At 40.1% G+C, this 12,241-nt stretch carries 11 protein-coding genes and 3 tRNA genes; all 14 read right to left on the bottom strand.

The window, feature by feature from the left end:
• Positions 1–168: 168 nt before the first annotated feature.
• Positions 169–245, bottom strand: a tRNA-Arg gene (locus tag BMZ99_RS08235).
• Positions 246–263: 18 nt separating this feature from the next.
• Positions 264–337 (bottom strand) — tRNA-Gly (locus BMZ99_RS08230).
• Positions 338–361: 24 nt separating this feature from the next.
• Positions 362–438, bottom strand: a tRNA-Pro gene (locus tag BMZ99_RS08225).
• Between the two features lie 250 nt (positions 439–688).
• Positions 689–1,447 carry a succinate dehydrogenase iron-sulfur subunit gene (gene sdhB, locus BMZ99_RS08220; RefSeq protein ID WP_090935167.1) on the bottom strand — a complete coding sequence of 253 codons (759 nt, stop codon included), beginning with the start codon at positions 1,445–1,447 and terminating at the stop codon, positions 689–691.
• Positions 1,448–1,464: 17 nt separating this feature from the next.
• On the bottom strand, positions 1,465–3,171 hold the full coding sequence (gene sdhA / locus BMZ99_RS08215) for a succinate dehydrogenase flavoprotein subunit (protein ID WP_245754881.1): 1,707 nt from the start codon (positions 3,169–3,171) through the stop codon (positions 1,465–1,467).
• A gap of 67 nt (positions 3,172–3,238) precedes the next feature.
• On the bottom strand, positions 3,239–3,853 hold the full coding sequence (locus tag BMZ99_RS08210) for a succinate dehydrogenase (protein WP_090935160.1): 615 nt from the start codon (positions 3,851–3,853) through the stop codon (positions 3,239–3,241).
• 297 nt (positions 3,854–4,150) lie between these two features.
• On the bottom strand, positions 4,151–4,708 hold the full coding sequence (locus tag BMZ99_RS08205; RefSeq protein WP_090935157.1) for a Fe-S-containing hydro-lyase: 558 nt from the start codon (positions 4,706–4,708) through the stop codon (positions 4,151–4,153).
• A gap of 14 nt (positions 4,709–4,722) precedes the next feature.
• A complete protein-coding gene (locus BMZ99_RS08200; RefSeq protein WP_090935154.1) occupies positions 4,723–5,568 on the bottom strand; it encodes a fumarate hydratase in 846 nt (281 codons plus the stop codon).
• Positions 5,569–5,786: 218 nt separating this feature from the next.
• Positions 5,787–7,190 (bottom strand): aspartate ammonia-lyase, encoded by a 1,404-nt coding sequence (locus BMZ99_RS08195; protein WP_090935151.1) that lies wholly within the window; start codon positions 7,188–7,190, stop codon positions 5,787–5,789.
• A gap of 240 nt (positions 7,191–7,430) precedes the next feature.
• On the bottom strand, positions 7,431–8,480 hold the full coding sequence (citC, locus tag BMZ99_RS08190; protein WP_090935149.1) for a [citrate (pro-3S)-lyase] ligase: 1,050 nt from the start codon (positions 8,478–8,480) through the stop codon (positions 7,431–7,433).
• Positions 8,481–8,482: 2 nt separating this feature from the next.
• Positions 8,483–10,024 carry a citrate lyase subunit alpha gene (citF, locus tag BMZ99_RS08185; protein ID WP_090935146.1) on the bottom strand — a complete coding sequence of 514 codons (1,542 nt, stop codon included), beginning with the start codon at positions 10,022–10,024 and terminating at the stop codon, positions 8,483–8,485.
• The gene (locus tag BMZ99_RS08180; protein WP_090935143.1) at positions 10,024–10,896 is read right to left on the bottom strand and encodes an HpcH/HpaI aldolase/citrate lyase family protein; all 873 of its coding nucleotides are present in this window, start codon (positions 10,894–10,896) and stop codon (positions 10,024–10,026) included. The genes citF and BMZ99_RS08180 overlap by 1 nt, the downstream gene beginning before the upstream one ends.
• Positions 10,896–11,189, bottom strand: coding sequence for a citrate lyase acyl carrier protein (gene citD / locus BMZ99_RS08175; RefSeq protein ID WP_090935140.1), 294 nt, complete (start codon positions 11,187–11,189; stop codon positions 10,896–10,898). The genes BMZ99_RS08180 and citD overlap by 1 nt, the downstream gene beginning before the upstream one ends.
• Before the next feature lie 126 nt (positions 11,190–11,315).
• On the bottom strand, positions 11,316–12,221 hold the full coding sequence (locus BMZ99_RS08170; protein ID WP_090935341.1) for a lantibiotic ABC transporter: 906 nt from the start codon (positions 12,219–12,221) through the stop codon (positions 11,316–11,318).
• Positions 12,222–12,241 lie beyond the last annotated feature (20 nt).

Genomic DNA, 12,241 nt, shown 5'->3' with positions numbered 1-12,241 from the left:
GGAACACTGCTTAAAATTCAACACAGGCGATTTATGGAAGTCATTGGCTCAGTGCAATATCACTGTCACCTAGTTCTTTTTGAAATGCAGAACTTTCTTCTATTGCAGAAACTTAGCCTATAAACACAGAAAAGACCCTAACGTAAACGCTAGAGCCATTGAATTCAATGGTGTGCCTGGCACGATTCGAACGTGCGACCCACGGCTTAGAAGGCCGTTGCTCTATCCAGCTGAGCTACAAGCACATATTTTTTTGAAATAAATGGAGCGGGTGAAGGGAATCGAACCCTCGTAACTAGCTTGGAAGGCTAGCGCTCTACCATTGAGCTACACCCGCAGATAAATTAAATACTAATTCTAATGGTCGGAGCGGCAGGATTCGAACCTGCGACCCCCTGGTCCCAAGCCAGGTGCTCTACCAAGCTGAGCCACGCCCCGTTAATCACATTATCTATTATAATATATTCCAGTAAAATTGTCAAACACTTTTTTTCAAAGTATTTTTTTATGTTTACTCATAAATCAACTGTAGCCGAGCAATTTCCTCGGCTACAGCCAACTCACAAATACTATAATAACATAATTAGTTTATTATGTCAATAACATTTTTAAAAGATCTGCAAATATCTTAAGGGTAAATTAATTACTTTGTAGAAATATGAGATCTTCCTATGACGTCTATACTGGCTTACTTATTAAACAAGTTTCTAAGTGCTTGTTTATTCGTGTCACGATTTAATTTCGCAATATACTCAGTCAACTTAATTTCTTTAGGGCATGCTTGTACGCAATTTTGGCTATTACCGCAGCTTGCTAATCCGCCCTTTTCCATTAAAGCATCTAGACGCTCTTCTTTCTGATATTCACCAATTGGGTGCAAATTAAAGAGATGTGCTTGCGCCATAGGAGCAGGTCCGATAAATTCAGAACTCTGATTTACATTTGGGCAAGCATCCATGCAGCAACCGCAAGTCATGCAACGAGAAATTTCATAAGCAATCGTTGCAGTCTTTGGATTTTGACGCGGAGCATCATTATGAACTTCCCAGGTTCCATCTACATCTACCCATCCGTGTATCTTTTTTAGACTTTCAAACATTACCGAACGGTCAATCATAAGGTCACGGACAACAGGGAAGGTTCTAGCAGCAGTTAAACGAATTGGTTGCTCCAGATGATCAATTAGAGCAGCACAAGCCTGTTGAGCTTTACCATTGATCACCATCATGCAAGCGCCACAAACTTTTTCCAGACAGTTACATTCCCAAACAACAGCAGTTGTCTTTTTGCCATCTTTTGTTACTGGGTTCTTTTGAATTTCCATAAGAGATGCAACAACATTTAGCGCAGGGCGATAGTCAACTTCAAACTCTTCTGTATAGGGTTGTGAATTAGGACCATCTTGTCTTTCTATGATAAAATGTACTTTTTTCTTTGTTTCTGCCATTATTATCTACCTCCTTCTTACTCTTTCTTCGCAACAGCATAGTTACGTGGACGGGGTTTAACCAATGAATGATCAAAATCATCATAACTGATCTTAGGCTCTTCTGTTGCCTGATCATACTCAGCAATTGTTATTTTCATGAAGCGTTCGTCATCACGGGTTGGAAATTCGCGTTTGTAGTGAGCCCCACGGCTTTCATCACGCATACGTGCTGCTTTTGTTACAACTAAAGCGTAAAGAATCATATTGCGAAGCTGTCTTGCGAACATACCTTCTTGGTTTGCCCAGCCTGCTTTATCAACTATACCGATATTATCCCAACGTTTAAGAATTTTCTTTACTTCGTCGAAACAATAATCAAGGTCTTTGTTCACACGCTCAATCGTGACGTACTGGTTCATTAAATCACCAAGTTCATGATGAAGTTCATGCGCATTTTCCGATCCACTCATTTTTAAAATAGCTTCGTACTCATCACGACATTCTTTTGCAGCTTTTGCTAACTCTTCGTCAGTGAGTTCGGAACCTTTTTCGCCTTCTTTAGCCCAGCGCATAGCTTCCGGACCTGAAACAGTACCAGAATAAGCAGCGGATAGAAGTGAGTTTGCACCAAGACGGTTTGCACCGTGGTATTGATAGTCACATTCACCAGATGCCATAAGACCAGGGATATTTGTGTTATGTTTTGCATCTACCCAGATGCCGCCCATAGAGTAGTGAACAGATGGATAAATCTGCATTGGAACTTTACGTGGATCATCGCCAACGAATTCCGTATAAATTTCCAAAATACCGCCTAATTTACGCTCAAGATAATCTGCAGGAATATGGGAAAGATCAAGATATACTTTATTTTCACCATTAATACCAAGTTTTTGATTTACGCATACATCGTAAATAGCACGAGATGCTACGTCACGAGGTACAAGGTTACCATACGCAGGGTACATTTCTTCTAAGAAATACCATGGTTTACCATCTTTATAAACCCAAACACGTCCACCTTCACCACGGCAAGCTTCAGACATTAAACGGTTTTTATCTGAACCAGGGATAGCTGTTGGATGAATCTGAATGAATTCAGGGTTACCAATAAGAGCGCCTTGCTGATATACAGCAGATACTGCTGAACCATTGCAGATTGTCGAAGCAGTACATCTACCGAATACCATGCCAGGACCGCCTGTTGCAAGGATAACCGTGTCAGCACGAAAAGCTCTTACTTCCATAGAATTCATGTCTTGTGCTACGATACCACGGCAAACATTTTCTTTATTTTTAATAATTTTAATGAATTCCCAGAATTCATATTTTTTAACAGCACCTTTTACTTCCCATGCGCGAACTTGTTCATCAAGTGCATAAAGAAGCTGCTGACCTGTTGTGGAACCAGAAAATAAAGTACGCTTATTTTTCTGACCACCAAAATTACGAAGATCAAGTAAGCCTTCTGGAGTACGAGTAAATGTAACACCCATACGATCAAACATTTTAATTAATTTCGGAGCGGCTTCACACATGCCTTTTATTGCTGTCTGGTCAGCAAGGAAGTCACCACCATAAACAGTATCATCAAAATGCTCATGGACAGAATCATTTTCCCCCTTAGTATCCATACAAGCATTCATACCGCCTTGTGCACAAAGGGAATGAGAACGTTTTACGGGGCAATACGAGAATAATTCAACTTCTCCGCCAGCTTCACAAATTTTAAGTGTTGCCATAAGGCCGGATAAACCGCCGCCAACAACTATAATTTTCTTTTTCACTAAGCTCTCTCCTTACTTTAAATTATTTCACAAAATGCGTAAGAGCTGTAAGTCCTACACTAGAAATGAGTACAAATAATGCCAAGGTTGCTATACTCACGACACGCTGTCCGCGTGGTCCTGATACGATTCCCCAAGTAATTGAAAAACCAAACAAACCATTGGTAAAATGAAAGACGGAAGATAACAAACCAATTACATAAAATCCAAAAGTTAGAGGGTCGGATAACACCTTGTGCATAAAATCATAGCCAATTAAGTGACCACCCATTGCTTTACCGACAATACGCAATGTCCATACATGCCAGATAATGAAAATAAAGGCAATATAAGCAGTAATGCGTTGTAAGTAGAACATCCAATTGTTCCAGTAACCATAACGAAGTGGATTATTTTTCGCTTTTAAAGCATACACTACACCTAAAATGCCATGAAAAGCAATTGGTAGTCCGATTGCGATTATTTCAATTGGAACCAAAAAAGGCATAGCTGCAAGTGCCGCTACGGATTTATCAAAATTCGCAGGGCCCCCCATTACTGTTGATACAGTAAATATATGCTCCAATAAAAATGCACCCAATGCTATAACACCAGATAGAGAATGAATACGACGAATCCAAAAATCAAAATTCTTCATGCTTTTACCTCCTGTAATATTTACATAGTTGGTATAAAATACATACCAACACACTGTACAAATAAAGCTATTTCGACATTGCATCACTTTTTCCTTTAATAATTTTACATAAATGTGAATTTATTCGCATATGTCGTTTTACGAAGCAGAAAGTTTTATCTTATGGGGCCAAGCAGCCCTAGGCTTCTCCTTTATCAGCAGTACTCCTAAGTGCACCTTGGCCCTTTCTGTTTATAAACACTTTTCAGCTATTTTAGCTTGTCCGACTCAAGAGCGCTCTATAACTCAATTTGACAATTATATTTTACGATAAGGCTTTTGTCCTTCTTCGTAATAATTATTGCCATCACAGTCAATCGCTACAATTGCAGGGAAATCTTCTACTGTAAGCTTAGCCAATGCCTCTGCACCCAATTCAGGATATGCTAATACTTCATAGGCTTTAATGGTTTTCGCAATCAAAGCTGCTGCACCACCAATAGCTACCATGAACACAGTACTATTTTTTTTCATGGCCTCCACTACTTCCGGAGAGCGGTATCCTTTACCAATCATTCCACTAAGACCTTGTTCAATCATTTGGGGTGTATACTTATCCATACGTCCAGCAGTGGTCGGACCAGCTGAACCAATAGGATCTCCTGGTTTTGCAGGCGTAGGTCCCAAATAGTATACGATTTGATTTGTAAAATCTACAGGCAACGTTTCGCCTCGATCAAGAGCTTCTGTCATTACCTTATGAGCCGCATCACGTGCACTAAAGATCGTTCCAGTAATTAACACACTATCACCAGCTTTTAAGGAACGAGCCATTTCTTTTGTTAATGGAGTGGTAATACGTTTTACTTCTGCCATCTTCTCTACACCTCCTAAAGTTCAGCTTCAGCATGCCGTGTGGCATGGCAATTAATATTAACAGCAACAGGTAAACCCGCAATATGGGTAGCAAAATATTCAACATTTACTGCTAAAGCAGTTGTTACTCCGCCTAATCCCTGAGGACCAACACCTGTTTTGTTAACCATCTCTAATAATTCTTCTTCTAACTTTGCATACTCAGGATGATCATTACGTTTGTTAACAGAACGCAAGAGAGCTTTTTTAGCAAGTATAGTAGCCTTTTCCATCGTTCCACCTATACCTACACCAATGACCATCGGAGGACAGGCATTAGGTCCTGCTGTTTTTACTGTATCAAGAACAACTTTTTTTACTCCTTCAACACCATCAGCAGGTACAAGCATTTTTAATGCGCTTTTATTTTCGCTGCCAAAACCTTTAGGTGCTAGTTTAATTTTAACTTTGTCACCAGGCACGATGTTAGTATGTAAAATCGCCGGAGTATTATTGGTGGTATTTTTACGATTAAATAATGGCTCGGCCACTACAGATTTACGCAAATAACCTTCGGTGTAACCTTTGGCAACACCAGCGTTAACTGCCTCTTCTAAGCTACCACCCACAAAATGAACATCTTGTCCTATTTCCATAAAAACTACTGTCATACCTGTATCTTGGCAAATAGGTCTTTGTTCATTTTTAGAAATATTAGCATTTTCTACTAATTTACCAATAATTTCCTTACCTAGGTCCGATTCTTCTTTTCTTCCAGCTGACACTAATGCATCATACACGTCTTCGGACAAATAATAGCAAGCATCCATGCACATCTTTGCTATTGCCTGAGTAATTTGCTCTACCTCAATTGTACGCATGCTCATCCCCCTATTCTAATATTCAAGTGTATTATATCACAAACTTTTCAGGTAAACCACTCACTCTATCACAATAATATAAATTTTATAGAATATTTGCGATATATATTTATTTTTCTCTAAACACTGCTATATATGTAGCAGTCGTATAAGATTTACGGCCAAAAAGAACACTATAAATGTACTTCTTGACCGTAAATTGACCAAATTCATTTCATTTATTTTAAGAATTGTTTGCCAGCAATACCTGGCTGTGTCATTTCACTTGGTGATAAAATAATTTCCAGTTGAGCAGCCGTTAATAAGCCGTTAGCAATAACTAATTCTTTAACAGATGCGCCTGTTTTTAAAGCCTCTTTTGCAATTGCAGAAGATTGTTCATACCCAATATGCGGTAACAACGCCGTAACAATTCCTACACTTTTATCAATCATCTCACGACAGCGGTCTTCATTGGCTTCAATATCTTTCACACATTTATGATTTAATGTATTTACTACGTTTGTTAAGATTGTTAAAGAATTAAAAAGATTATATGCCATAACTGGTTCCATAACATTTAACTCAAACTGCCCGTTCTCTACAGCCAAGCTAATAACCAAATCATTACCAATCACTTGATATGCCACTTGATTGACAACTTCCGGAATGACTGGATTTACTTTACCAGGCATAATTGATGACCCTGGCTGCCTTGCCGGAAGAGAAAGTTCTCCCAAGCCGCACCGTGGTCCGGATGCCATCAGTCGCAAATCACTGGCAATTTTGCAAAATGCTAATGCTGTAACTTTGAGAGCACTGGAAAATTCAGCAATCTGATCTGTATTTTGAGTGGCATCCACTAAATTATCCGCAGAATGAATCTCTTCGCCTGTTAGACGAGAAAGTTCTTCCACTACGAAGGCAATGTATTCTGGCTCAGCATTGAGACCAGTACCAACAGCAGTAGCCCCCATATTTACAAAATGCATATTCTTTACATTTTCTTTAATGCGTTTAATTGCCCGTTTCGTAGCTTCAGCATATGCATAAAACTCTTGCCCGAGCGTAATCGGCACAGCATCCTGCAAATGAGTGCGTCCCATTTTTAAGATATGATTAAAGCTATCTCCTTTAGCAGTAAAAGTCACGGCCATATCTTCTAATGCAGCAATCAGCTTTTTAGCTTTTGTGATCGTACAAATGCGCATAGCTGTTGGCATAACATCGTTAGTAGATTGTGCCATATTTACATGATTATTAGGTGAAATAATCGAATAATTTCCCTTTGCTTCACCCAAAATCTCAAGTGCTCTATTGGCTATGACTTCATTAGCATTCATATTCATCGAAGTCCCTGCACCACCTTGAATACAGTCAACGATAAATTGATCATGCAATTTACCCTCAATAATCTCTTGCGCTGCTTGCACAATTGCATTTCCAATTTTAACTGGCATACGACCAGTTCTCATATTAGCTTTGGCTGCCGCGGCTTTTACAATACCAAAAGATGCAATAAAATCAGTATTCATTCTATGTCCAGTAATAACAAAGTTTTCTAACGCTCTAGTCGTTTGTACTCCATAATAAACTTCATCTTGTATTTGTATTTCTCCTAGAAAATCATGCTCAATGCGCACAAAACAGCACCTCCACTATTCTTTTATTTGATTATAGCACGGCAATTGTATTTTGTATACATTATTCTTTTTCATTTATTGCAAAATTCTTTCTATTTCGCAAACAAAAAATATACCTTTCTATACATAAAATAAGAGTTATTCGCTGCAAAGCAGCCGCGAGAAATAGAATATAGGTAAAGAACCTTCACAAGAAATAATTCAATCCCTATATTCATTCCTGACAGTCTATCTTATACGCTAATGTCTCGATATACTACTTTGTATTTTTTCTATAATAGGAATTGCTGCAGGAGAGCAAAGGAATTGATAGGTCGTATCCGGTACTAATGCACGAATCGCCTCCCATCCTTCCTGGCGAATGAGTTCTCGAACTCTAGATGCACTCACGGCATTTCCGTGAACAGAGATCCTTGGCATTTCCAGCACATCAATCTGATGCTCCGGTAAAATATCGAACATCGCTTGGTTATAAGCCTTTGTCACTAGGCAATAAGGTTCATCCCCCACATACCGGCAAGTAATCCCCATAGCAGGCGCAATATGCTTAGCAAAAATAGTAGCATCTAGCCTTGTCTGAGCCATTACCGTTTCATTTCCCTTGGTGAAATAGCCAGGAAACGTAGCCGCCGACACAATATATTTACCTCCAGGCAATACAACTACGTTATCATAATCTGCTAACCCCTGCTTGACCAGAGAAAGTCGGATGTCAAAAGGGAATACCGATCCTTCTTCACTGACTACCAATACCACCACAGCTGCATTTTCCTTAGATGCTTTAGCAATTACCGCTTGATGTCCCAATGTAAAAGGATTGCAGTTTACTACTAAACCAGCTCTTTTTCCCGAAGGCAGATGCGCTGTCAAAGCAGCCATTTCCTTGCAATACGAATCAATCGACCCGATACCAGCTTCTAAAAGCACCGCATATGGATCTGCCCGCCCAACTTCTTTAAATCCTAATGCACTAAATAAATGCGCCTTGTCAGGCTTGGTGAAAATAAAATAATGATAGATTCCCCGCCTTCCTGCTTCCTGCATTAAATTGCTGACGACTGCTGACGTCAGACCTTCCCCCTGCAGAGACTCATCAATAGCAATGTTACGCAATACTTCTCCAGCAAACGAGCCTGTTGCTACAATAGAATCATCTTTATATAAGGCAATGGTATAGTCTACTTGTTCAGTAAAGGTTAAGGAAAATCTGGAGAGAAACTCTCTCACGGCACTAACCTGTCTAACATTATTCAGATTGATTACCCGCTCTTCCATAGTGCCCCACAACATCTCTAGCCCTCCACTTGGCGCACAACATCAATAATTGTGCCATCACGATATTCTACCACCGCAACAATATTTTCTCCTGTCTTTATCGCCTTAGGAGCACCAGCAATTTTCTCAGCTAATTGCTTTAATTCTTGTATATCTTTAACCGGCAATCCTGCTGCCAAGAATTTTTCTTTTAAATCGCCTCTGAGAGGATTTACGGCTACCCCTCTTTCTGTGACAAGAACATCAATCGTTTCACCTGGAGTCGTTGCCGTCAGCACTTTATTCACAATAATAGGCAAACGTCCACGCAATAAATTAGCTACGATGATTGTAACTTTTGCACCTGCCGCTGCATCTGCATGGCCACCTGAACCGCCCATAATAACACCATCGGAGCCTGTAACTACGTTCACGTTAAAGTCAGTGTCCATTTCTGTAGCCCCTAAAATGACCACATCTAGCTGATTAACGGCACATCCGGCATTAAATGGACTTGCATAAAAATCAGCACCAATTTCCAAGTGATTCGGATTCGTAGATAAAGAACGAATCGCTTCTAAATCAAATCCCTGCACATCCATAAGTTTCTTAAATAGACCACTCTCCAACATGTCTACCATATAGCCTGTAATACCACCAAGAGCAAAACTGCCCACGACACTATCTTTCTCCATCATTTTCCTGACAAAAGCAGCTGTTGCTAATGAAGCGCCACCTGCTCCTGTTTGAAATGCAAAACCATTTTTTATAAGTCCAGTAGCTTGAATTACTTTTGCTGCTGTTTCAGCAATTTTAAGTCCTACCGGATCTTTAGTAATACGAGTTGTACCAGATACAATGCCTTTAGGGTCTCCAACGCACTCTACTTTTACTACATAATCGACCCTCGTCTGAGGTATGGAAATTGGTGATAGAGGATATTCACCTAGATAATCAGTTACAGCCACTACATAATCTGCATACTGAGCATCCGGAAAAGCATAACCGAGTGAGCCGCATGCTGCCGGACCTTCTACACCATTCAGATTACCATATTCATCAGCTGCCGGCGCTGCAATAAACGCAACATCAATTTTAAGCTGACCACATTCGATCGCCCGTCCTCGTCCGCCATGAGTACGCAGGATGACAGGTTTATCAAATAATCCTTTCGATACAGCCTGAGCAACTGGACCGGACATATAATTTGTATCAAGACCCGTTACCACACCATTTTTTACATGGTCAATAATCGGTGCATGTACAGGAAAGACAGAACTTAACGCAACGGTTAGATTTTTTAATCCTAATTGCGCCGCAGTTGCCAGAACCATATTTACAACACCATCACCATTTCGGAAGTGATGATGAAAAGATAAGGTCATTCCATCGGTTACGGGTATTTTTTTAAATACTTCAACTAAACTATCGACCAATTTACGGTCGGTAGGTTTTATGATTTTAACTTTAGGTGCCTGACGTGCCATTTCTGGTACGGCAGTAAAAGCACCAGCAAAAGGCTTTATTGCTGCTATGCCGGAAATAGTTTCAGGTATTTCACGTCCAATTGCATTTTTCATTATTTTTCTCCCCCCATCAAACCTAACAATTCCGCTAAATGTAAGATGCGTTCTGCACGATTTACAATTGGTAAATCTACCATCTTACCATTCAACGACGCAACACCTGAGCCTTCCGCCTCTGCCTTACGAATAGCATGAATGACTTGCTGGGCCCAATCAATATCATTTAAACTAGGATTAAATACAGAATGAATTACATCAATCTGCCTTGGATTGATAGACAATTTTCCCTTGAAGCCCAATCTCTTAGCCAGCTGTGTATCAGCAAGCAAACCTTCTTCGTCATTAGCATCGGTATAAGGAGTGTCAATGGATTGAACATTCGCCGCTGCAGCTGCATTGATAACAATGGTACGTGCAGTAAAAATCTCAGTACCCTCTTTAGTACGCATTGCCCCCAGACCTGCTGTATAATCTTCCGCACCTAAAGCAAGAGCAACTACCCTAGGGTCCGCTTTCGCAATATGATACGCCTCAACAATTCCGCAAGGTGTTTCTAAGAGAGCAATAATCTTCACAGGTGTTTGATCTGGTTTTTCCGCCGCGGCAATCATAGCAACTACTTGATGAATATCAGCTGCACTTTCTACTTTTGGCACCAAAATTGCATCAGGACAACATGGAACAATCGCTTTAATATCCACAGCAGCAAAGGTATCTAAAGGATTAATCCGAACCACCGTTTCACTAGCTCCATAATCCACAGTACGCAGGGCCTGGGCAACCAAAAAACGGGCTGCATCTTTTTCCATAGGTGCCACAGCATCTTCTAAATCCAAAATAACTGAATCTGCGCCAAATACACCGCCATTTTGCAGCATTCCCGGGTTATTACCAGGAATAAATAACATACTTCTTCTTAAATCCATTATATGATTTCCTCCTTTAGCACAGCACCTGCACGACTCAATGCAGCCAGAGTCCGGGCACAAATGGTACAATCCAGCGCCCCCCGGTCTACCGCCTTAATATAAATATCCGTAATCCCCTGATCCTTCACAGTTTTCTCCAATATGATCTTAATATCTTCACCGTACTGAGCCAAAACAATACTTTCTAATTCAATAATAATACCGCTTCCTTGGGTACCAGGAGCTACAGTAATCATAACATCGCTCGATTCTAAGGTTCCTGCTTGAGCAGTTTTTGCAATACTTGCCATTTTTCTAACCTCCTAGTGAAATTTCTTTTATATGTAATCTTTTTGTGCAATCAGGATTTTGATGCTCTTATGGGTACTGCCTTCTCATTAAGAAAACAGTACCCATTTACAGCTAATTATACACTTTTACAATGACGCATGAAAGATCATGCTGGAAAAACCATCAAGATTTTCTTCTAATGGCCCTACCAAGCCAATAATAAGGTAGGTTTTCGTTTTTGGGTCATATTTATATTCATGGAGCAGACGAAAACCTTCAATATCTTCTGTATTATGTACATGGGTCCGGGGTCCCGTACACGCCCATGAAACTTCGCCAATTTCAATATGTCCTTCATCTGAGTAACAAACCTTCAGCCCCTCATCAATGATTCCCTTAACCTTTTTTTCAACTTCCTTTAGATCGGCATCAAGTTCTACTGGATATTCAAGAACAAAACCATGATGTACATCTCTGTGAGCAAAAGGCAAGATCGCACCATAATCTTTTAATAAAATACTTTCTGTCAGATCTTCAGCAGTATGCGCCATTTTACGATACTTTAAAGTCTTTACAACCACGTCAGCAATTTCCTGGGGAAAAGGACCAAAGACATTAGGACGAACAGCGATAACCTCGCCACCTACTCCTAAGAGCACGTCAGCATTTGCCCCCAGAGCAGGATATAACAGATCAAAATGTTCTACAATGACCCGTTTATCATGAGATAATGCTTTCTTAATAGCATCTGCTAATACATGAAGTTGAGTAAATGCTAACTCAAAACGAATATCAATATGATACGTATGACTAGAAAAGAAATCTTTTTCAATATTTTTGAGCAAAGGCAAGGGGCGTACATTTACACCATCATCATCATTTGTTAATTCTAATCCAGGAAACATGCCCTTAATTAAGGAAGATTTACCTGCACCAGGACCACCAACGATGCCAATCAGCCTATCCAGCGGTGACAAATAACGCTCACTAATCTGCTGCCCCAAGACAAACATCCGGTTACGTCCTCTTGGTGCAAAGTAACTAGCATACATTAATTGCTCATGCATTAACA

Origin of the sequence: Pelosinus propionicus DSM 13327, assembly GCF_900114615.1 — a bacterium.
GTDB classification, from domain to species: domain Bacteria; phylum Bacillota; class Negativicutes; order DSM-13327; family DSM-13327; genus Pelosinus; species Pelosinus propionicus.
The sequence above is the reverse complement of the archived record's forward strand: the minus strand, read 5'-3'. Positions and strand labels throughout refer to the sequence as shown.